Raw genomic sequence first — 21,227 nt, forward strand, 5'->3', positions numbered from 1 at the left:
TAGAACATGAAGATTGTGGATTTGACCCATTTTATTTCAGAAGATATGCCGGTGTATCCCGGCACAGAGGGACCTAAGTTTACACCAGCCAATTCCTACGAGGTAGACGGGTTTAAGGAAACCCTGATGACGATGTACACCCATACAGGCACCCACATGGACCCACCGGCGCATTTGTTTGCCGGGCGGACTACTTTAGATCAGTTCCCTGTTTCTCAATTTGCCGGCGTGGCCTGTGTCATCGACTGTTCTGATTTGCAAGAAGGGCAGCAGATTACCATGGATTACGTGAACCGACAGCGGGAAGCTGCGGAGAAAGCGGAATTTCTTTTGTTCAGCACGGGCTGGGAGGAATACTGGGGTACAGAACGCTATTTTGGCGATTATCCTTGCATCGACCAGGAGGTGGCAGACTTTCTGATTCAAGAAGGTAAAAAAGGGATTGGTCTGGATACCATCGGCTTGGACCCGATTGCAGATACGAATCTGACCTTACATAAAAAACTCTTTCGGGATAGTGAGATTGTTATTATTGAAAATCTGGAAAATTTGAAGGAGCTGAGAGGACAGAGTTTTACTTTCTGTGGGCTGCCCCTTAAGCATAAAGATGCGGATGGCTCTCCGATTCGAGCTATCGCTTTGCTGGAAGTATAAAAAGGTAATAGGAAAGGTGGATTGTCACCAGGCATAGGCCCGGCGGCCCTGGCATATATATTAGGAAAAGCGGGAAAGGACGTAAAGAAATATGAACAGCGTCAAGAAAGCACTAATATTATTTGTGGCAGGCGGCGGAGCGTATTACCTGATAGAGTTGATGTTCAGAGGCTACAGCCACGGAAGCATGTTCTTGGTGGGGGGCCTCTGTTTTTTGCTGGTGGGGCTTCTCAATGAGCAACTATCTTTTGATATGCCGTTAAAGTGGCAGATGCTTTTAGGCAGTCTGCTCATCACCGTGGTAGAACTGATCAGCGGCCTTATTGTAAACTCCTGGCTGGGCCTGAACGTGTGGGATTACAGCAGCCTGCCGTTCAACCTTTGGGGACAGATCAGTCTGCTTTTTACCATTTTGTGGATTCCGTTAAGCGGCGGAGCAATTCTTTTGGATGATTATCTGAGGTATCGGTGGTTTGGTGAAGAACGACCACATTACCGGTTTTGAAAGTTTGTAGAAATCTCCTATTTTAATAGCTAAGTTTTTGGTCGAAAGCGGCGCAGGGAAATCTTTCGCCGCTTTTTGTTATCTGTAATAAACCGTTTACATCTCCGCAAAATAGTTCCTAAGCGCATCTGCCTTTTGGATAATCAGGCTTTTGAGGGATGGGGGATATACGGACAATATCGTTTCTCCATAGCCGATAAAGTAATTCGCAATAAAGTTTTCTTCGCCTTTGTTGTAGAAACCTCGCAGGAAATACTCTCCGCTTTCCCAGGAAAGTTTCATCGAGGGATAATGTTCTTTATAGAATAAGTCCACCCCTTTCTTGGACAGCTTTATTTCAAAATCAATAGCATCTGGGGCTTTATATAATACATGGGCAGGTTTCAGAAATTGGGCTAGGGGCTTTGCTTGATATTGATTGGCTTCCTCCATCGCTAAAATTTTATCACAGCGAAATACCTGAGGGCTGTCGCTTTCAACATTACATCCCGTAGCGTACCACTGTCCATAAGCGGATGAAATATTAAAAAATTGAACGAAATAGTTAGTCGGAATGCCCTTTTTTTCATATAAGACCTTAGAAACTTTTTCTTCGATAGCATATTGCAGAACATCGCTTAAAAATGGACAGGGATTATGGTGCTGGATGGAAGCTAGACGGAACACACTTTCTACTCTGTGGAGCATATCTATTTTTTCTGGAGATAAACAGGTTTCAAATTTTTTCTTTAACTTTTCTACACTTAAATGAAACGGTGTCGTTTCATAATCTCTTAAGGTGAGCATGGAGAAATATAAAGCAAAGACCTCATCCATATTAAACACCATAGGGGACAGGAGTTTATTACTCAGGATGCCATAATAGCCATTTCGACCTGGCTGTGAATAGATCGGCATACCAATTAGCTCTAGAGATTGTACATCTCGCAGGGCAGTGCTTTTCGAAATATGATAGTTATTCATCAAATCTTTTAAGTTAAATGAATTTTTATCATTAAGAAATAGCATCATATCCTGTAGCCTTTCGGATTTATTCATCTTTACCTCCTTTGGGATTACATCTATAAGGTGTCGATAAATGACACCTTTTTATAGTATGCTACAATTACTTAAGAAAGAAAAGAGAAGGAGATATAAAACATGAAAAAATTATTTTTAGCCTCATCTTTTAAAGATGTAGCCCCTATATTAGCCAATTTTGAAAACAATCTCAAGGGTAAAACCGTCACCTTCATACCGACTGCAAGTCTGGTGGAAAAAGTTGTTTTCTATGTAGAGGCGGGGAAAAAGGCACTTGAAAAATTGGGCCTGATTATTGATGAATTAGACATATCTACAGCTACAGCCAATGAAATAAGCAGCAAATTAAAAGGCAACGATTTAATCTACGTAACCGGTGGGAATACTTTTTTCTTGCTGCAAGAACTGAAAAGAACCGGTGCTGATCAAATCATCGTGGAGGAAGTTAACGGGGGGAAGCTCTACATTGGTGAATCCGCAGGCGCCATGGTTACAGCAGCAAACATTGAATATGCCAAGAGCATGGATAGTGCCAAAAAAGCCCCAAACCTGATTGATTTTGATGCATTAGGCCTAGTAGACTTTTATACCGTACCCCACTATACCAATTCACCTTTTAAGAAAATCACCCAAAAGATAGTAGACAATTATTCTTCTACTTTGAACTTATCGCCGATTAGCAACCAGGATGCCATTTTGGTCAGCAGTAACGGGGTTAATATAGAAAGGATTTAAGTTTCTTTGTTTCTTTGAAGCTGTAGATTTTTGGATATTCCGGAAATATCGCAAGCTATATTTCCTATATAATAAAAAACCTATTGACTATACGGTAACCATATACTTTAGAATAGTAAATAGGAGGAAAACATCATGAAACTTTCACTTAAAATCAAGACAGCATATGGCGTTATTGCCATTGCAGACCAATGTCTATACTTTCTTTACGGAACATTTTTCCTGTTTTTTACTACCACGGTGGTAGGGCTGGACCCTGGCATCGCCGGAGCTATTGCGGCCTTAGGTGCTATATGGGATGCCTTGAGTGCTGCGGTTATCGGTTTTATTTCCGATCATACTTATTCCAGGTTCGGCAAGCGAAGGAGTTTTATTCTCTGCGCTTCCATACCGGTGGCTATCGCCACTACGCTGCTATTTACTGCCATTGAGGCAGATATGACGGTGAAAATTATCTATTACGTGTGTATGACACTGATATTCTGGACTGGTTTTGCATCCTTCTTCGTTCCATTTTTAGCATGGGGGGCAGAGCTGACGGAAGATTATAACGAACGAACTCGGCTCCGGTCCTTTGCCTATGTAGGCAATACCTTGGGCATGGCTATCGGTGCCGTGCTCCCGACCATTTTTGTGGATCACCTGCTCCAGATGGGAAGAACTCAGGCTCAAGCCTGGACTGGAACGGCAGCCATGGTGGCCGGCTGTGTGTTTTTATCCCTGATTATCGGCACCTTTATTATCAAGGAACCCAGCAATCTGGAGGACAAGGAGAAAGGAGAGCCCTTTTCCATCAAGGGTTCTTGGATTATGTTCCAAAATCTGGTGAAAAGCTTCAAAGAAATCTTTCAGTTAAAAGCACTTCGCTACGCCGTATATGGCAGTGTTTTATACTTAGCAGCTAACACCATATTTGTGGCGGACCGGCTGTACTTTTACACCTATAACATGGGACTGGATGCTTGGAGTATAACAGTTCTCATGGCCATTGAGCCTTTTGCGGGCATGTTATTTGTACCCATATTGATTATTACTGGTAAAAAGCTGGATAAACGAAGCCAATACTTGCTGGGCATGAGTTTGTGTGCGTTGAGCATGCTGGTGCTCCGGCTGGTGGGGACCACTAATTTCCTGGAAGCGGCCTTTATGCTGGTGGCCTTTGGCTTGGGGGCTATCTGCTATTGGCAGCTGATGCCAGCCATGATTTATGACGTTTGTGAGGTCGATGAGCTGGCCAGCGGCAAGCAGCGTCAGGGGACGATTGTGTCTTTGCAGGCTATGGCAGAGTCTATATCGGAGGCCATCGGCCTGCTCTTGCTGGGAAATATGCTCCAGTGGGCGGGATTTGACGGAAATGCGGCCGTTCAGCAGCCAACGGCACTGCTTTGGGTGGAAAACGCCTTTACCCTTATCCCTGGTATCTTTATGTTCTTGTCCGTATACGCTATCTATAAATATCCCATCACCAGAAAATCATTTAATCGGGTGCTGACTGCCGTGGAAAAGAAGCGGGCAGGAGAAGAGGTGGATTTGGCGTCTTTTAAGGATGTGTTAGGCTAAAGGCAGTCGGCAGAGCAGCGAGATTTTAATCATGTAATGGTCATAGCCGCACATGGACAGCTCATCCAGCATGGTATCTTCGTAAAAATATTCTCCGGGCAGATAGCCCTGCTCCAGCACGCTGTTTAAAAGCAGGCGGTAGCTTTCCGAAGCAGTATTAAAACCGTTTCGGTGGTAGATGACGGCGTAGGTGCCAGCGCCCTTGATGTGGATGTCTGGATAATTCTTGTGGGTCACCCGGGTGTAGATATGGGCGTAGGACCAGTAGGGACCGCCGGTAGGCATATGGGATGTGGGAATGGTGCTGCCGGTGGAATGAACCATGTAGAGGCCCATGTCCCGGCAGTAGTTGTAGTGCTTGGTGATTGCTGCCGCCAGGGTCAGGTCGTCGGCCTGACCGCTGTAAGGGGTGGCAATCAAATATTCCTCTGGCAGATCCACGTAATGAACGGTTTCTGTCTTCGCTTGTAAACTTTCTTTGGTCAGTTCTGTTTTGCTCTGAATGTAGGTTTTTATCCAGGTCAGCTGCCGGATTCTTTCCTCTACCGCCTGTTCCTTTTCGTGGAGCAGCTGGATGAGGCTTTCCGGGCTCCTGGTATCTAAATATTTTTTAATTTCCTTTAACGGCATGTCCAGCTCTTTCAGCATGGAGATAATCTCAAAGACTTCCACTTGTTGATGGGAGTAATACCGGTAGCCGTTGCTGCCAGTAATCTCTGGAGAAAAAAGACCAATATCATCGTAGTGGAACAAGGTTTGTTTTTTTACGTGGCACAGCTTTGCAAAGTCTCCGGTGGTAAAATAATTTTCTTTCTTGAAATCCATGGATCTTCTCCTTTACAATAGTTGGACGGACTTATCGTTGCCTAAATCCGGCTATTTTAGTATAATAGTAGTCAGGCAGATGCTGTTTTATAGGATAATACTTCATTTAATTAGTCAACAGTCCTATTATAGCCTATTCTGCCTGGCAAAAGAAACAGAGAAGGGCAGATTTTTCCGAATGCTTTTTAAAAGAAATGGAAAAGAACCGGGAACCTGCTAAGAAGAGTGGAAGAGGTCAGACATGAATTATATTGAAACGAAAATATATACGGGAAGAGACGGCATGGAGCATTTGCTTAATCTTTTGTCGGCAATGGGCCGGGAGGATGTGGTCATCGAGGATCCGGCTGATGTGGCCGAACTGATGGACAAAAAGAATTCATATGACTGGGATTATGTGGACGATGATGTCATGGAGCAGGCAGGTAGAGAACCTGCAGTTATTCTCTACTTGGAGGATTCTGCTGAGGGAAAAGCCCAGTTGGAAGAACTCCGCCAAGCAGTCGCTGGTTTGAAGGAACAGCTGGAATCTGGCAGCTTGGGAGCAGGCAAGGCTTTCGGACGGATGGAGGTAGAGGCCAGACCGGTGCGGGATGAGGACTGGAAGGATAACTGGAAGGAATACTTTAAACCGGCTAAGATTACAGAGCGAATTGTGGTGAAACCAACTTGGGAAGAATATGAGAAACAGTCGGAGGATGAATTGATCATCCAGATTGATCCGGGTATGGCTTTTGGCACGGGCACCCATGAAACAACCACTTTATGCATCCGGCTAATGGAGAAGTATCTCCAGGAGGGCGATGCCGTGCTGGATGTAGGCTGTGGATCAGGGATTTTGTCTATCGCTGCCGGTCTGTTGGGTATGAAGAATATCCTAGGCGTAGATATCGACCCGATAGCTGTTCAGGTATCCCAGGAAAATGTTCAATTAAATGGGCTTTCTCAGCTGGTAAACATTCAGTATGGGGATTTAACTAAAGGCATTGATTATAAGGCTGACTTGGTGGTGGCCAACCTCATGGCCGACTTGGTGATGATGCTGTCTGAGGATGTGGCTAAACATCTAAAGGGAAAGGGCTTGTTCATTTCCTCTGGTATTCTGGTGGAAAAGCAGGCGCAGGTGGCAGAGGCTATAGGAAGAAACGGCTTCGAAGTTATTGAGGTATTGGAGCAGGGCGATTGGTGTGCCATTGCGGCGAGGTTAAAGTAGATGAGCAGATTTTTTACGACACCAGAACAGGTGGGGGAAAAAACCATACGCATAGTAGATAAGCAAGATATTCAACATATGACGAAAGTTCTCCGGCTACGGGAAGGTGATCGGATTGACATTTCTGATTGTCAGCGCTGGGAATACCAGGCTGAGATTTTGGAGATTGACAAAGAGTATGTGGAGACGTTGATTTTGGACAAGCAGAAGTTTACCAGCGAACCCTTTACCAAAGTCACTTTATTTCAAGGACTTCCTAAGCAAGGTAAAATGGAAGTCATCATACAGAAGACCGTGGAGCTGGGTATTCACGAAGTGGTTCCGCTGTTTACAGACCGCACTGTCGTGACGGACAATAAGGGGAATCTCTCCAAGAAACAAGAACGTTGGCAGAAAGTGGCAGACGAAGCGGTGAAGCAGTGCAAACGAGGGCTTATTCCTCGGATTGGGGAGGCCTTGAAATTTCAGCAGCTGCTTCCGCTTTTAGATACCTTTGATCTGGTCCTATTCCCTTATGAAAATGAAGAGCAGAGGAATATTAAAACTGCACTGAGAGGCTTAGATCAGAAGCCGGAGACTGTGGCTTTAATCATTGGTCCGGAAGGGGGCTTTTCGGACCGAGAAGCGGAGTTGCTGAAAGGCACCAGAGCGCACTGTGTTACCTTGGGTAAAACGACTCTGCGGACAGAGACAGCAGGTATGGCAGCCCTGGCCATGGTCATGTACGAATTAGAATTATAAATGGCCTTCTTTGAGATGGCGTTAAAGAAAGAAGTCAACCCAGAGAAAATTTCTCTGATGAAATGGGCCAGAAAATGAAATCTTTAGTAGATATTCAAGATAAAAGCATATATAATAGAGACAGGACAAAATGTTTTAATATTTGGAGGTAAATGGTATGACAGAGAAAAAATTTTTTGTATGCAAGCATTGTGGAAATTTGGTGGAAGTAGTAAAGAGCTCAGGTGCACCAATGGTCTGTTGTGGAGATAACATGACGGAGCTTACAGCGAATACCGTAGAAGCCAGCACGGAAAAGCACTTGCCAGAAGTAAAGGTTGAAGGCAATGTAGTACATGCTAAGGTTGGTTCCGTTGAACATCCTATGCTGGAAGAGCATTACATCCAGTGGATTTACCTGCAGACGTCAAAGGGTGTACAGAGAAAGCACTTGGCTCCAGGAGAAAAGCCGGAGACGGAGTTCCATATGGCCATGAATGAAAAGCCGGAAGCTGTTTATGAATACTGCAATCTGCACGGACTGTGGAAGACAGAGATAAAGTAAACAGGGCGTCAGCAATAAAAACTAAATAAACCACATATCGTGTGAAAAACTAGAGCTGTTTCTACATAAGTTTTCTTATTGCAGAAACAGCTCTTTTCAGTTGCTATACTATTTTCAGCAGCTTGCCCCGTCCAAGGATTCAGGAGTAGCCTCAGCCGTGGCTGATGTCCAGTCTAATCCGGAACGCCCCCACATATAATAATCTATATAGGTTTATGAGAAATGGAGAGATCTTATGGCAATTAAAATTTTTATTGATCAGGGGCACAACCCGCAAAACCCCAATGCTGGAGCTGAGGCCAACGGACTGAGGGAGCAAGACATCACCTACGATATAGGCGTGCGTCTGGCGGCACTTTTAAACGGTAATCCCAACTTTGAAGCTAGGCTGTCAAGAAACTCCCCGGAGGAAGTGCTGGGGACCAGCAACGCCACCAGCCTTCAGGCTAGAGTTTATGGAGCCAATTCCTGGGGCGCTGATTTTTTTATCAGCCTTCACTGTAATTCCAGTGAAATTGCAGAGGCCAGCGGCAGCGAAGCCTTTGTATTCCGCATGGAGAGCCCAGCTTATGAAATGGGTCTGCGGATTTTGGAAGGACTGAACTATGCCACCGGACTAGAGAACAGAGGCGTATTTGTGCGGCCGACTTTATATGTGCTGCGGGCTACAGAGATGCCGTCTGTACTGGTGGAGATGGGGTACATCACCAACGTGCATGATGCGACTTTAATGGTAGAGGACCCTCAGAGCTTTGCCAGGGGCATCTACAATGGCATCCTCTTATTTTACGGCTTACTTTAAAGGCTGAGATATTAAATCGAGGCGAAGACGCTGTGGAACCCCTAACAGGGGAATTTCCCATTATATTAAGTACAAGGGCGGCAGAAAGATGCCGCCTTTTACGTGTCTTTTAATATGTCTTTGAAAAAGCTGGCACTGCTTTTGTCTGGAGGCCGGAGAAAGCGCCCCAGTCGATACAGGCTGTTTGGATCTCGGGATATTTTATTGACCTTTTGGCTGCAAGTCAAAGAGGCCTGAAAGCCCATTTCTTTTATGACCGCTTCGGATTCCTTGCTGTAGTAGCCGAAGGGATAAGCGATGGTGTTCGGGGTGGTGCCGGTATAATCCGTAATCTTCTGCTGCAAGAGCCCCACATCTTCCAGCATCTTTTCCCGATACGCGGTGGTGCTTTCCCCTGATTTTTCGCTGCAGCCCTTTCTCCCCTGATCATAGGTGTGCATGTCATAGGTGTGGTTTTGGATTTCCACATGACCGGAAAGAATCATTTCGTTAATCTGATTCCAGGTCAGATAGGAATAATAGGAATTGTTGATTTTAATTAAGCTGTAGCGGTCAGTCTGGGAGCCCAGTATGGAGATAACGGCTTTTTCATCGTACTGTTTGAGCAAGGGGAAGGCATAGAGGTAATTGTTATAAAATCCGTCGTCAAAGGTGAGAACAATGGGTTTTTCTGGCAAGGGAGTCCCTTGATGAACATAATTAATCAGCTGCTTCATGGTGACGGTGGAATAGCCCTGTTCTTGCAGGTAGGCTAGATCTTGCTCAAAACGGTCTGGGGAAATAAAGTATTGATTCTGCTGGCTGGGGTCTTTCACGAGCCCATGGTACATGATGATAGGGAGGGCGATGGTATCCTGGACTTCGTCTCCACTTTTGCCTGAAGGGGTATCGTTGTTTTCCATTTCTGAACTGCTGTGCTGAGCTTGACTGGTCCCCGCCCGGGGGGGAGAGATGTACAGCTGGTTGAAAATTGAAAAAGAAAGAAAAATGACTGCTAAGGCCAGAGATACCCAAATCCCTGGCCAGATAAATTTACGAAAGTGCATGAGAACCTCCCATCTATAATATATAAACTATATGAGGGAAGCAGGGGAAATATGAAGGCCTTAATGCCTTTAACTTGCAAAGGGCATTCCTTACATATTATATCTCGGGATTTGTTCCAAGATATAATCACATACTTTAACGACCATTCCTTGATTTTTCATTGCATGAAGAAGTTCTGAAATAAACTCATCATTTTCTTGGACTTCATCAGCGGCTTCTATCTGGCCGTCTTTTTCCCCCGATCGGATTTCAAGAATAGCTTTTTTTACATCCATATATTTTATGGGTTCATTTAAAAAAAGAAAGTCAGCGGAAAAGTCCATGTTTTCTGTCAGACGAAAAGGAAGCTCTTTGCCTGACAGCTTTGCATCAATCAGTCCCAATAATCTGCGCAATTCAAAGTGTGTTGCTGGTGCAATGCCATAAGACATAAGAAATTCATAGAATGGGTACTTTTCATTAGATAGCTTACAAATGGATAAATAATCAACGGTGGTTTTTAAATGGTTGATTTGTTGATTTAATTCTGCAATAACATTATTTTGCTTGTTCAATAAATTTTCCAGTTCAATTAATCTCTTTTCCATTTCTTATCCTCTCTATTTAAAGATTTTACTTTAGCCGATGACCACTTTCAGCCATGCTGTTCAGCCATTTTTCCTGTCCGCCTATGAAATCAAAAAAGTATCGGAACCTTGTTTCACTCATTTGCTTTTGCACCTCCCATAAGCGTTGAGGCCAGCTGCAAAACTTCCCTCATACGCTGTAATTCTTCTTCAGCTTTCTGCTTGCCGGTATCGGTTATCCGATATTCTTTTTTCTTGTTGTCTGATTCCGTTTCTAAAGGGGTAACCCACTTTTTCTTTACCAATGCATGGATTGCCCCATACAAAGTACCGGCCCCCAAAACAACCCGCCCATTGGTTTCTTGGTCAATAAACTGCATGATACCGTACCCATGATTTGGTTTATACAAAGCTAACAAAACAAGAAAAGTCGTTTCTGTCAGCGCACCGCCCTTTATATTATCCCGGATAAAAATCACTTCCAATCGTATTACGTTTAATGTAATAAAAATATATCGCTAAACGTAATATCTGTCAATAGATTTTCAATAAAAACGATTGAGGCCATATCGGTGACCTCTTTCAGATTAACGTAATTGGCACTTTTCATCGCTGTAATTGTGCTATATACTAAGTGAAAGAAGACATCTGGCGATGGGTACATTGGTGGTCTCAGATCAGAAGAAAATAATATTAAATAATAACAAATGCTATTCTAGCTTCAAAGAGAAGCAGAAAAGGGAGGAAATTATTATGTATAGAGAAATGAGAAGGAAAGACAAAAAGCTTTCAGAAGAAGACACGCTTCAAGTTTTAAAGACGGCACCGTATGGTATGCTGTCTACGGTGGGAGAGGATAATATTCCTTATGGGGTACCGATTAACTTTGTTTACAAGGATGACAAGGTGTTTTTTCATTCGGGAGTTGCAGGCCATAAATTAGATAATATAAAAATGAATGATAACGTTTCGTTTTGTGTTGTTACAGATGTAGAGACCCTACCAGCTGAATTTAACACGAAATTTAAAAGTGTTATTATTTTTGGCACAGCGGAAGAAGTACAGGAAGAGAAAAAAGTTGAAGTTTTTAAACTATTCTTAGAAAAGTTTTCTCCTGATTTTATGGAATCGGGTGTGGAATATATCCATAAGGCCAGCAAAGGTGCGCGGATATTTCAAATTAACATAGAACATATGACCGCAAAGGGAAAAATCTGATATGAATTACTTGGGAATGTGTGTAGGAATTGGTACATTTATCATTATAGGAGTTTTGCACCCCGTTGTTATTAAATCAGAATATTACCTGGGCACGAAGATATGGCCCCTTTTTCTTATAGCGGGGCTGGCTTGCATCGTTCTATCTTTATTTTTAGATCATTTAGCAATCGCTGCACTTTTATCCGTATTAGGGTTTTCCTTGTTGTGGAGTATCAAAGAACTTTTTGAACAAGAGCAAAGAGTAAAAAAAGGATGGTTTCCGAGCAATCCCCGGAAAAATAAGAAGGCATAGGTTTTGTTTGGCAGCAGTTTCTTTAAAATATCTGCCAATTTGCTGTGGGGTTTGGACCCATTAAGGCTGTTTGCTTTTATCCCAAATAGGTGGACAGGTTTCTGCTGTTGAAAAAATCTGCTCCATAAGGTATGATAAATGAAGTATAATTTGGAGGAGAAAAAGTTGATAAACAGTGAACAAAGGCAGGCCGGAAAGCTGCGGGTGGGGGTGAAGACCCTTGGCTGTAAGGTGAATCAATATGAAAGCGAAGCAATTAAAGAAAACTTTAAAAACTGCGGACATGAGATTGTGGATGAAAACGATTTTGCGGACGTATATATCATCAATACTTGTACGGTGACCAATTTAGCGGACAGAAAATCCCGGCAGTACATTCGTAAGATGAAACGGGTGAACCCCCTGAGCATTGTGACGGTAACCGGTTGCTACGCCCAGGTAAGCCCAGAGGAAGTGGCTGAAATTGAAGGGGTGGACATTGTAGCCGGAACGAATCAGAAAAGCAGGCTGGTGGAGTTAATCCAAGAACATAGGAATCAGTTAGAAAGTCATCAGGAAAGTCTGGTGGAAGATTATCGCCATCTGACAGAGTATGAGGAGACGGGGGTTATTACCTCCATGGAATCCAGGACTAGAGCTTATATAAAAATCCAAGAAGGCTGTGATCGATTTTGTTCTTATTGCGTCATCCCCTATGCCAGGGGGCCAGTGCGGAGCCGAAGAGCGGCGGATATTGTGAAGGAGGCTCAAAGCCTGCTGGAACAAGGCTTTAAGGAACTGATTCTGACGGGCATCAACACGGCATTATATGGAACGGAGACTTCCTTCGAGCAGAAGGAGCAATTGACGGGGATTGAAATCATCCTTCATGCCTTGGAGGAGCTGGGTGGCGAGTTTCGAGTGCGCTTAAGTTCCTTGGAACCGACGGTCATTCATGCGGACTATGTGAAGAGGCTGCTGAAATATAAACGGCTGTGTCCTCACCTGCATCTGTCCATTCAGAGCGGCAGTGACAAGATCCTTCAGGCTATGAACAGGCGATATGACAGGTCGGAATACTTGGAGATTGTGAATGTCTTAAAAGAATTTGATCCAGGCTATGGTGTTACCACAGACATGATTGTCGGATTCCCAGGAGAAACTGAGGCAGATTTCAGAGAGAGTCTGGAGATGGTAAATCAGGCAGGCTTTTGTAAGGTACATGCCTTTAAGTATTCCAAGCGGGCAGGCACCAAAGCGGCAGATATGAGAGAGCATGTGGCACCGGAGGTGAAGAACAGAAGGAGTCAGGAACTCATCGAAGCTGGAGCCCAGGCGGCGGAGCAGTTTTTTAAGAAAAATATTGGCGGCCAGCGGACGGTGTTAGCCGAAGAATATCTGGAGGAAGCGGGATGCCTTACCGGTTACACAGAAAATTATATCAAGACCTATATACCCTGCACAAAAGAGTTGGGTGAAAGATCGCTCAATGCCTTGATTGCCGTGGAGCTGACAGACCTGTACCGAGACGGCATGGCGGGACGGCTGGCGGAATAAGCTTTTCCCGGGAATGTTGGGTTAAAAAGCGGATAAGGCTTGAAAATCAGCGAAAAGAGGGGTATACTAAGCCCATTCATGTCCAATATCTGCGGTAATGCCGCAAGGATAAATTTATTAAGAAACCAAATTTGAAAAGGAGTGAAACATATGGCAGAGTGCATTTTCTGCAAGATTGCAGAGAAAGAAATACCATCTAATGTGGTCTATGAAGATGAACAGATCGTCTGCTTCCATGACTTAGAGCCACAGGCTCCCGTCCATGTACTGATTATTCCTAAAAAGCATATGGCCTCTCTGGATGAGGTTAGTGAAGAGGATCAGGCATTGCTGGGACATCTGATGGTGAAGGTCCGGGATATAGCGGAAAGTCTGGGATTGGAAAACGGATATCGGCTGGTGAACAACTGCGGGGAAGACGGTTTTCAGTCGGTAAAGCACGTTCATTTCCACCTTCTGGGTAAAAGAAAAATGACTTGGCCCCCAGGTTGATGAAAAATTTACTTGCCTTATGGGACAAATAATAGTATAATGTCAATGTTGTAGATGAAAACTGTTGGACCAGCATTCATTAGTTCATGAGAGGTCAGGAGGTGAATTGGATACATGGCACAAGTAGTTGTAAGAGAAAACGAAAGTTTGGAAAGCGCTCTTAAAAGATTTAAGCGTTCTTGCGCAAGAGACGGCGTAATGTCAGAATTGAGAAAAAGAGAACATTACGAAAAGCCTAGCGTAAAGAGAAAGAAGAAGTCTGAAGCTGCAAGAAAAAAGGCTAAGAAGTTCTAGTCGAGGTCGCAGGCTGAAATAGATTAGAGGTGTTTTAATTGACCTTAAAAGAAAGATTGACAAGTGACTTCAAGGATGCGATGAAAGCAAGAGATGAAGTTCGAAAAAATACAGTGAATTTTGTTCGTGCCGCCATTAAACAGTACGAGGTGGACAATCGGAAGGAGCTGGACGATGAAGGTGTTTTGGCGATTTTAACAAAACAAGTAAAAATGAGAAAAGACGCCCTCGCTGATTTTGAGAAAGCTGGAAGAACAGATCTTTTAGATTCCTACAACAAAGAGATAGAGATTCTCTTGTCCTACCTACCGGAACAGATGACCCCGGAAAAAATCGCAGAAGTGGTGAAAGCCACGGCTGAAGAGTTGGGCATTGAAGCTGCAAAGCAGAACATGGGTAAGCTCATGGGTGCTGTTATGCCGAAAGTAAAAGGCTTAGCAGACGGCGGAGCGGTAAAAAAAGCGGTAGAGGCATATCTATCATAATGAAACATTTAACACCCCAATCGCAATGATTGGGGTGTTTTTTCAATAGAAATTGATTAAATTTCCGGCATTTGCTGTTTTATAGATTGATTTCCTAGTAAACCGATGGTAAAATAGTAATATATTATTGCTATTACCTGATGAAATCAGTAGGTTGATGGGTGATAAATACCATATGTGAAAGCGGGGAGAAAAATGAAAGTATCAACAAAAGGAAGATATGCCTTGAGGCTGATGATCGATCTGGCGGAACACAATACCGGCGAATATATATCCCTTAAGGATATTTCTCAGAGACAAAATATATCTACAAAATATTTAGAGCAAATTGTGAGCCAGCTGTCCAAAGCCAGTTACTTAATCAGCGTCCGAGGTCCTCAAGGGGGCTATAAGTTGGCTAAGGCAGCCAAGGAATACACGGTAGGAGATATCCTGCGGGTGACGGAAGGAAAGTTTGCGCCTACCGCTTGTCTGCTGGACGAGGAGAACCAGTGTCAGATGTATGAGGAATGTGCTACTATCAGCTTTTGGGAAGGTCTGTATGAGGTGATTAATAAGTACATTGATTCTTATACGTTGGAAGACCTGGTGGAACAGCACCGTCAAAAAGGCACATGGGATTATATGATTTAAGCTGATTTGTGAAATAAAATAAGATTGAATTAGATGGGAGGTCTATATTATGTCAAAAATTTATAGCAGCCTTACGGAATTAATTGGCGGGACACCTCTTTTAGCCCTGAACAACTATGGGAGAAATCGGGAGCTAAAGGCGGAGATTTTAGCTAAATTGGAGTACTTCAATCCGGCGGGCAGCGTAAAGGATCGGGTAGCCTTGAACATGATTGAAGATGCGGAGAAAAAAGGTCTTTTAAAGCCAGGCAGCGTTATCATTGAGCCGACCAGCGGAAACACGGGTATCGGACTGGCGGCTGTCGCCGCTGCCAGAGGCTACAAGGCTATTTTGACCATGCCGGAAACCATGAGCATAGAGCGGCGAAACTTGCTGAAAGCGTATGGTGCAGATATCGTGCTGACGGAAGGCACGAAGGGGATGAAAGGGGCCATTGCTAAGGCCCAGGAGCTGGCGGCGGAAACGGAAGGCAGCTTTCTTCCCGCGCAGTTTGACAATCCCGCCAATCCGGCGGCCCACCGAGCAGCTACTGGACCGGAAATTTGGGCAGATACCGATGGACAAGTGGACATCTTCGTTTCGGCTGTAGGTACGGGCGGAACTCTTACTGGTGCAGGGGAATATTTAAAATCGCAGAATCCGCGAATTCAGATTGTTGCGGTGGAACCAGCTTCTTCGCCGGTGCTTTCCGGTGGCGCAGCGGGTGCTCACAAGATACAGGGTATTGGTGCAGGTTTTGTACCCGCCGTACTGAATACAAAGCTTTACGATGAAATTCTCCAGGCAGAAAATGAGAAGGCTTTTGAAACCGCCAGGGCGGTAGCCAGAGAGGAAGGCCTTCTGGTAGGCATCTCCTCGGGAGCAGCCTTGTGGGCGGCAGAGGAGCTGGCACGGCGTTCTGAAAACCAAGGTAAGCGGATTGTGGTTCTCCTGCCGGATACTGGGGAGCGCTATCTATCCACGCCAAACTTTATTGAATAAGTTTAAAAGAAAATCTAAAAGAGAAAATGACCTGCCTCAGGTCATTTTTTTTTATATTTGTAATACATTGTTATGATGAGGTGAGAGGACTGTATGGATATAAAACATGAGCTGCTCTACGATTTTAACCTGCACATGCCCAGAGTTCTGGTCAGCGGCAGGACGGGAATTATCGACAATGTGAAAAAGATTGTCTTTGTATCGGAAAATAGCATTGTTATTGACAATGGCAAGCGCTTTACGGCTTTGAATGGCCACGAGCTGACGATAACACAAATTGAGGATGAAAGGGTGTTGGTGGCAGGTGAAATCAAATCAATCGAGTTTTATGGAACATTGGCTGCTGATACGGATTGAGGGCTTTAAACAACAGGAGCTGCTTTCCCAATGCATGAAAAAAAATATCCCTCTAAGGCAAATAAAAATTAAAAACAACATTGAATTGACCATGAGAGTCCGGCAGGAGGATTTTGACCTGGTGAAAAAACTGGGGAAAAATAAATACCGGTTTACCGTCTTATCAGAAGGCGGATACATCCCTCTGCTGTCTGGCCTGTTGGCCAACAAGGCTAGAATCCTGGGAATAGCTATATTTCTTTTTATCGTCTACTTCCAGACTTTATTTGTGTCTGAAATTCGTATAGAAGGCTATGAGGGATTTACAGAGAGAGAGGTTCGACAATGTCTCCGAGATGGAGGCATGTTCGAGGGCAGCCGGAAATCCATGGATTTAGAGAAGCTGAAACTTTATTTATATGATAAGCTGGACAACGTCGCTTTTGTGGGTATCAATATGAAAGGATGCTTAGCGGAGGTTCGCATTGTGGAGGGCACAATCAACCTGGAAAAGGTGGATAAATCCGCTCCTTGCCATATTGTAGCAGATCGAGAGGGCTATGTTGAGCGAGTTACGCCTATAGAAGGAATAAGAGCCGTAGATACGGGGGATTATGTAAATAAGGGAGATATTCTCATTGCTGGAAACATTCCCATTCAATCCACTACTTATGGACAGCCAGAGAACAGCCTTACAGAACGGTATGTCCACGCGGAGGGAAAGGTTACCGCACGAATCCCCTATTGGTTTGTATACAATCAAAGCGCCTATGAACGGGTAAAAAAGCCTACCGGAAAGTTTTTTTATACTTTTCAAGTTCAGCTGGGAGAAAAGACTCTCTCTACAGAGGAAATCTATCAGCCTTATGAGGTGTCCGTGAAAGAAGAGCTGAAAACCGTCAAAGGTCTTCGGCCTTTTCCCTTTTCTTTTTCTGTTGCTAAAGTAAACGAAGTGGAACTTTTTTCCAGAGAAAGAAGCAGGGAAGAGATGGAAAAACAGGTAAATAAGTTAATTCGGCAAGAAATAAAAGAAAAATTGCCTAAAAACACACAAATTTTAAATAAAAGTTTGTATTTTACCAATAAAAAAAATATAATAGAAGTGGCTGTAATGATTGAGTCATTACAGGAAATAGGAATGGAACAGGAGATTGTTATTGGAGAGAATGCAGAGCGAGGGGCTGAAACTGGAAATCAGTGAAGCCGTAGACAGAGGTGAGCTCTTTGGGAGCTTGGATTCCAATTTAAAGATTATCGAAGAATATTTTGCCATTACCATTATTCAGCGGGATAATGAACTGATATTGAAGGGGGACCAGGAGGGCGAGGCTCAGAAGGTCTTAACGGAGATGATGTCCATCATCTCCATGGGAGAAAAGCTGGATACTCAAAAGATCCATTACGTCATCGCGTTGTGCGAAAATGGCATGTCCTATAAAGAGAGCAAACTTAATAAAGATATCATCTGCTTTACCCACAAGGGTAAGCCCTTAAAACCTAAGACCATCGGTCAAAAGGACTATGTGAACAGCATCCGTCAAAAGGATATCGTCTTCGGCGTAGGACCGGCGGGTACCGGCAAGACTTATATTGCGGTAGCCATGGCCATCAGCGCCTTTAAAAATAAAGAAGTCCAGAAAATTATTCTGGCCAGGCCAGCGGTGGAAGCTGGAGAACGGCTGGGATTCCTGCCGGGAGACCTGCAAGAAAAGGTAGACCCTTATTTGAGGCCTCTTTACGATGCCCTCTATGATATTTTAGGGAGGGAAGGAGCCATGAGGCTGAAAGAAAAGGAAGTTATTGAGGTGGTGCCGCTGGCTTATATGAGAGGACGGACTCTGGACAATTCCTTCATTATTTTAGATGAAGCGCAAAATACCACCAAGGAGCAGATGAAAATGTTTCTCACCAGGTTGGGATTCGGCTCCAAGGCAGTTATCACGGGGGATATCACTCAAATTGACCTGCCTAGAGGAAAGAAGTCCGGGCTGGTGGATGCCATCAACGTTTTAAAGCCCGTGAAGGATATCGATTTCTGTTATTTAAAGGATGTGGATGTAGTTCGTCATGAACTGGTGAAAAAAATCATCAATGCCTACGAGCATTATTACAGCCAACATCCAGAACCAGAAGAAAAGAAGGATGGCATTGATATAAATTGATAATCGGTATAGGATATAGAGTAAACGCTATTGCTGTATGCGGATGATGAGGTGACAGGTATGAACATTATTTTTAGTGAAGAGAGAATGCCGGGACAAGCCGTCGTGGAGAAGATGACGGAAGCTGGAAAGCTGTGCATCATAGAAGAAGGCTTAGACCCCAAGGATATTGTAGTCAGTGTAACCTTTGTTGATGAAGAAGAAATACACCAGCTGAACAAGCAGTATCGGGAGGTGGACCGGGTGACAGATGTTCTTTCCTTTCCACAGTTTGATGACCTGACCAATTTGCCGAAGGGCGGGGAGGTCTGCATCGGCGATGTGGTCATCTGCCCGGAACAGGCCCTGTTGCAGGCAGATGATTTCGGCCATTCTCCAGAGAGAGAGTTGGTATACCTGTTTGTTCACAGTGTCTTCCACCTGCTGGGATATGATCATCTAGAGGAAGAAGACAAGGTGGCGATGCGGGAAAAAGAAGAGCGGATTATGAATCAGATAGGCATAGAGAGGTAAGGCTTTCATGAATGGAAAAGAACTGTTTTTAAAATCCAGACAAGCGGCTGATAAGGCTTATGCGCCGTTTTCACGCTTTCACGTCGGTGCAGCCCTTCTAGCTAAAAGCGGAAAGGTTTATACTGGCGTCAATGTGGAGAATTCTTCTTATGGGGCCACCATCTGCGCGGAGAGGACGGCCTTTACAAAGGCCATCTCCGAAGGCGAACTGGAGTTTGTGGCCATCGCCATCAGTGGAAATGGTGGGGAAGCTTGGCCTTGCGGCATATGCCGGCAGTTTATGTATGAGTTTTCACCAGATCTGCTGGTCATAACCGGAGCAGACGAAGAGCACTTGGAGCAGATGACGCTACGGGAATTACTGCCCCATGGATTTAAGTTGTAACAAAAGGAGAAATAGATTGAAATCAGGATTTATAGGAATAATCGGCAGGCCTAATGTGGGAAAATCTACGTTGATGAATGCCATATTAGGGGAGAAAATCTCCATTGCCACAGACAAGCCTCAGACCACTCGAAACAGTATTCGAGGTATTTACACCCGGATGGCGGAGACAAAAGGGCAGGATGACGTGCAAATGATCTTTATTGACACGCCAGGCATTCACAAGCCTAAAAACAAGCTGGGAAGCTATATGACCGGCATGGCGGTCAACACCTTTCGGGAGGTAGAGGTCATCGTTTTGTTGGTAGATGACGAGTTGTCCGCAGGAACAGGGGACAAGTACATCTTGGACTTACTGCGGGAGGTGGATACCCCTAAAATACTGGTGATTAACAAGATTGACAAGCTGGAGCCAGAGAAATATCGACGAATTTATGAGGAATATCAGTCTTTGAATATGTTCCAAGCAATCTTTGGAGCGGCGGCTATTCAGGGAAAGAATGTGGATGCCATCTTGAAGGAGATTGAAGGCTCGCTGGAGGAAGGACCGATGTACTTCCCGGCAGACATGGTTACCGATCACCCAGAACGGTTCATTGTCAGCGAGATTATCCGCGAAAAAGCGCTTTTATATTTGGAGCAGGAAGTGCCTCACGGTATCGCAGTAGAGATTGAAAGCTATAAAGAGGAGAAGAATCTGACCAGCATAGGGGCGGTAATTTACTGCGAAAGAAAATCCCATAAAGGCATCATTATCGGCAAAGAAGGCAAGAAATTAAAAGGCATCGGCAAAAGTGCCAGAATGGAAATCGAGGCCCTTCTGGGAAGCAAAGTATTCTTAGAACTGTGGGTAAAGGTGAAAGAAAACTGGCGAGACAGCGATTTTGCCTTATCCAATTTCGGCTATGACAACAGGGAATAGATATGTACACGGATACAGAAGGAATCGTTTTAAAAAGCATTAAGATGACCAGCGGCAGAAAAATGCTGGTATTATTTTCTTTAAAATATGGCAAGATAAGCGCAGCTACCAATATCAACGAAAAGGGCAGAAGTAAGTCTACTCTGGCCTTACGGCCCTTTACATACAGCCGCTTTGAGCTGTATAAAAACCGAGAGAGCTATAACATTAACAGCGCAGAGGTCATCAAGAGCTTTTACAAGATTGGCGAAGACGTAGATAAGTACATGTACGCCTCCTACATCTTGGAATATACAGATAAGATTCTTTCGGAAAATGAGCGGGCTCCGCAGATGTTTGATTTACTTCAGGACTATCTGGCCGCTCTGGAAAAGCGAAGCAAGTCTTATGCCACCTTGGCGCTGGCCTATCAGATTAAGTCACTGGCATTGCTGGGCTGTGCGCCTCAGCTGAAACAGTGTGTGTCTTGCGGAGAGAGGGGAAATCTCCGTTGGTTGGCGATTGGGGAAGGAGGCCTGATTTGTGAAAGCTGTTTAAATAAACTGAAGGGGAATACCAATGAATCATTGATTTATGACGCAAATTTTGGTATTATTGAAGCAGCGAACTACATGTTATCAAACCCACTGAAAAGCTTAGAAAATCTGGCTTTAAATCAGCAGACACAGGATAGTTTAAAGGAGCTTATACGGCGTTATATATCCTATCATTTAGATATCAGAGACCTGAAAAGCGAGAGCTTTCTCATGGAATAGTTTAAGG

General features: G+C 44.2%; 28 protein-coding genes. 23 read left to right on the forward strand and 5 right to left on the reverse strand.

Annotated elements, in window-relative coordinates:
• The first annotated feature begins 6 nt into the window (after positions 1-6).
• Together Ami103574_RS07765 and Ami103574_RS07770 are read left to right on the forward strand one after the other, a co-directional pair.
• A complete protein-coding gene (locus Ami103574_RS07765; protein WP_163066305.1) occupies positions 7-654 on the forward strand; it encodes a cyclase family protein in 648 nt (215 codons plus the stop codon).
• A gap of 91 nt (positions 655-745) precedes the next feature.
• Positions 746-1,159 (forward strand): putative ABC transporter permease, encoded by a 414-nt coding sequence (locus Ami103574_RS07770; RefSeq protein ID WP_163066307.1) that lies wholly within the window; start codon positions 746-748, stop codon positions 1,157-1,159.
• 96 nt (positions 1,160-1,255) lie between these two features.
• On the opposite strand, the gene Ami103574_RS07775 is transcribed toward Ami103574_RS07770, so the two are convergent.
• Positions 1,256-2,197 carry a helix-turn-helix transcriptional regulator gene (locus Ami103574_RS07775; RefSeq protein WP_163066309.1) on the reverse strand — a complete coding sequence of 314 codons (942 nt, stop codon included), beginning with the start codon at positions 2,195-2,197 and terminating at the stop codon, positions 1,256-1,258.
• A 102-nt stretch (positions 2,198-2,299) separates the two neighbouring features.
• Here Ami103574_RS07775 and Ami103574_RS07780 point away from each other — a divergent pair, with 102 nt between their 5' ends.
• Together Ami103574_RS07780 and Ami103574_RS07785 are read left to right on the forward strand one after the other, a co-directional pair.
• Entirely contained in the window at positions 2,300-2,914 is a 615-nt protein-coding gene (locus Ami103574_RS07780; protein ID WP_163066311.1) for a peptidase E, read from the forward strand.
• 135 nt (positions 2,915-3,049) lie between these two features.
• Positions 3,050-4,474, forward strand: a complete 1,425-nt coding sequence (locus Ami103574_RS07785; protein ID WP_163066313.1) for an MFS transporter — start codon at positions 3,050-3,052, stop codon at positions 4,472-4,474.
• On the opposite strand, the gene Ami103574_RS07790 is transcribed toward Ami103574_RS07785, so the two are convergent.
• Positions 4,466-5,299, reverse strand: a complete 834-nt coding sequence (locus Ami103574_RS07790; protein ID WP_163066315.1) for a MerR family transcriptional regulator — start codon at positions 5,297-5,299, stop codon at positions 4,466-4,468. The genes Ami103574_RS07785 and Ami103574_RS07790 overlap by 9 nt on opposite strands.
• A gap of 241 nt (positions 5,300-5,540) precedes the next feature.
• Between Ami103574_RS07790 and prmA the strand changes: the two genes are divergently transcribed.
• The 4 genes from prmA (at position 5,541) to Ami103574_RS07810 (ending at position 8,599) form a co-directional block, all read left to right on the forward strand.
• Entirely contained in the window at positions 5,541-6,512 is a 972-nt protein-coding gene (gene prmA / locus Ami103574_RS07795; protein WP_163066317.1) for a 50S ribosomal protein L11 methyltransferase, read from the forward strand.
• A complete protein-coding gene (locus Ami103574_RS07800; protein ID WP_163066319.1) occupies positions 6,513-7,253 on the forward strand; it encodes an RsmE family RNA methyltransferase in 741 nt (246 codons plus the stop codon).
• A gap of 157 nt (positions 7,254-7,410) precedes the next feature.
• Positions 7,411-7,797, forward strand: a complete 387-nt coding sequence (locus Ami103574_RS07805; protein WP_163066320.1) for a desulfoferrodoxin family protein — start codon at positions 7,411-7,413, stop codon at positions 7,795-7,797.
• Positions 7,798-8,032: 235 nt separating this feature from the next.
• Positions 8,033-8,599, forward strand: a complete 567-nt coding sequence (locus Ami103574_RS07810) for an N-acetylmuramoyl-L-alanine amidase family protein (protein WP_163066322.1) — start codon at positions 8,033-8,035, stop codon at positions 8,597-8,599.
• A gap of 98 nt (positions 8,600-8,697) precedes the next feature.
• On the opposite strand, the gene Ami103574_RS07815 is transcribed toward Ami103574_RS07810, so the two are convergent.
• From Ami103574_RS07815 to Ami103574_RS07830, 3 genes are all read right to left on the reverse strand, one after another.
• On the reverse strand, positions 8,698-9,645 hold the full coding sequence (locus Ami103574_RS07815; protein ID WP_163066324.1) for a polysaccharide deacetylase family protein: 948 nt from the start codon (positions 9,643-9,645) through the stop codon (positions 8,698-8,700).
• Between the two features lie 90 nt (positions 9,646-9,735).
• Positions 9,736-10,233: a hypothetical protein gene (locus Ami103574_RS07820; protein ID WP_163066326.1), complete on the reverse strand. Its 498-nt coding sequence runs from the start codon at positions 10,231-10,233 to the stop codon at positions 9,736-9,738.
• 113 nt (positions 10,234-10,346) lie between these two features.
• Positions 10,347-10,691 carry a PadR family transcriptional regulator gene (locus tag Ami103574_RS07830; RefSeq protein ID WP_330587254.1) on the reverse strand — a complete coding sequence of 115 codons (345 nt, stop codon included), beginning with the start codon at positions 10,689-10,691 and terminating at the stop codon, positions 10,347-10,349.
• A 274-nt stretch (positions 10,692-10,965) separates the two neighbouring features.
• Between Ami103574_RS07830 and Ami103574_RS07835 the strand changes: the two genes are divergently transcribed.
• The 15 genes from Ami103574_RS07835 to recO all read left to right on the forward strand — a co-directional run bounded on the left by Ami103574_RS07835 (position 10,966) and on the right by recO (position 21,220).
• A complete protein-coding gene (locus Ami103574_RS07835) occupies positions 10,966-11,430 on the forward strand; it encodes a pyridoxamine 5'-phosphate oxidase family protein (RefSeq protein ID WP_163066328.1) in 465 nt (154 codons plus the stop codon).
• 1 nt (position 11,431) lies between these two features.
• Entirely contained in the window at positions 11,432-11,725 is a 294-nt protein-coding gene (locus Ami103574_RS07840; protein ID WP_163066330.1) for a DUF4491 family protein, read from the forward strand.
• A 165-nt stretch (positions 11,726-11,890) separates the two neighbouring features.
• On the forward strand, positions 11,891-13,261 hold the full coding sequence (gene mtaB, locus Ami103574_RS07845; protein ID WP_163066332.1) for a tRNA (N(6)-L-threonylcarbamoyladenosine(37)-C(2))-methylthiotransferase MtaB: 1,371 nt from the start codon (positions 11,891-11,893) through the stop codon (positions 13,259-13,261).
• Between the two features lie 150 nt (positions 13,262-13,411).
• Complete coding sequence (locus Ami103574_RS07850; protein WP_163066334.1) at positions 13,412-13,753, forward strand: histidine triad nucleotide-binding protein; 342 nt, start codon at positions 13,412-13,414, stop codon at positions 13,751-13,753.
• A gap of 114 nt (positions 13,754-13,867) precedes the next feature.
• Positions 13,868-14,047 carry a 30S ribosomal protein S21 gene (gene rpsU / locus Ami103574_RS07855; protein ID WP_027399339.1) on the forward strand — a complete coding sequence of 60 codons (180 nt, stop codon included), beginning with the start codon at positions 13,868-13,870 and terminating at the stop codon, positions 14,045-14,047.
• Positions 14,048-14,085: 38 nt separating this feature from the next.
• Complete coding sequence (locus tag Ami103574_RS07860) at positions 14,086-14,532, forward strand: GatB/YqeY domain-containing protein (protein WP_163066336.1); 447 nt, start codon at positions 14,086-14,088, stop codon at positions 14,530-14,532.
• A 195-nt stretch (positions 14,533-14,727) separates the two neighbouring features.
• Positions 14,728-15,165 (forward strand): RrF2 family transcriptional regulator, encoded by a 438-nt coding sequence (locus Ami103574_RS07865; RefSeq protein ID WP_163066338.1) that lies wholly within the window; start codon positions 14,728-14,730, stop codon positions 15,163-15,165.
• Between the two features lie 49 nt (positions 15,166-15,214).
• On the forward strand, positions 15,215-16,147 hold the full coding sequence (gene cysK / locus Ami103574_RS07870; RefSeq protein ID WP_163066340.1) for a cysteine synthase A: 933 nt from the start codon (positions 15,215-15,217) through the stop codon (positions 16,145-16,147).
• Between the two features lie 93 nt (positions 16,148-16,240).
• Positions 16,241-16,504: a YabP/YqfC family sporulation protein gene (locus tag Ami103574_RS07875; RefSeq protein ID WP_163066342.1), complete on the forward strand. Its 264-nt coding sequence runs from the start codon at positions 16,241-16,243 to the stop codon at positions 16,502-16,504.
• On the forward strand, positions 16,476-17,684 hold the full coding sequence (locus Ami103574_RS07880; RefSeq protein WP_246213230.1) for a sporulation protein YqfD: 1,209 nt from the start codon (positions 16,476-16,478) through the stop codon (positions 17,682-17,684). The genes Ami103574_RS07875 and Ami103574_RS07880 overlap by 29 nt, the downstream gene beginning before the upstream one ends.
• Positions 17,650-18,645 carry a PhoH family protein gene (locus Ami103574_RS07885; protein ID WP_163067952.1) on the forward strand — a complete coding sequence of 332 codons (996 nt, stop codon included), beginning with the start codon at positions 17,650-17,652 and terminating at the stop codon, positions 18,643-18,645. The genes Ami103574_RS07880 and Ami103574_RS07885 overlap by 35 nt, the downstream gene beginning before the upstream one ends.
• 60 nt (positions 18,646-18,705) lie before the next feature.
• On the forward strand, positions 18,706-19,158 hold the full coding sequence (ybeY, locus tag Ami103574_RS07890) for an rRNA maturation RNase YbeY (RefSeq protein ID WP_163066346.1): 453 nt from the start codon (positions 18,706-18,708) through the stop codon (positions 19,156-19,158).
• A gap of 7 nt (positions 19,159-19,165) precedes the next feature.
• Positions 19,166-19,543 (forward strand): cytidine deaminase, encoded by a 378-nt coding sequence (cdd, locus tag Ami103574_RS07895; protein WP_163066348.1) that lies wholly within the window; start codon positions 19,166-19,168, stop codon positions 19,541-19,543.
• Positions 19,527-20,465, forward strand: a complete 939-nt coding sequence (era, locus tag Ami103574_RS07900) for a GTPase Era (protein ID WP_163066350.1) — start codon at positions 19,527-19,529, stop codon at positions 20,463-20,465. The genes cdd and era overlap by 17 nt, the downstream gene beginning before the upstream one ends.
• 2 nt (positions 20,466-20,467) lie before the next feature.
• Complete coding sequence (gene recO / locus Ami103574_RS07905) at positions 20,468-21,220, forward strand: DNA repair protein RecO (RefSeq protein ID WP_163066352.1); 753 nt, start codon at positions 20,468-20,470, stop codon at positions 21,218-21,220.
• Positions 21,221-21,227: the final 7 nt, after the last annotated feature.

This window comes from Aminipila butyrica, from assembly GCF_010669305.1.
GTDB lineage: Bacteria > Bacillota > Clostridia > Peptostreptococcales > Anaerovoracaceae > Aminipila > Aminipila butyrica.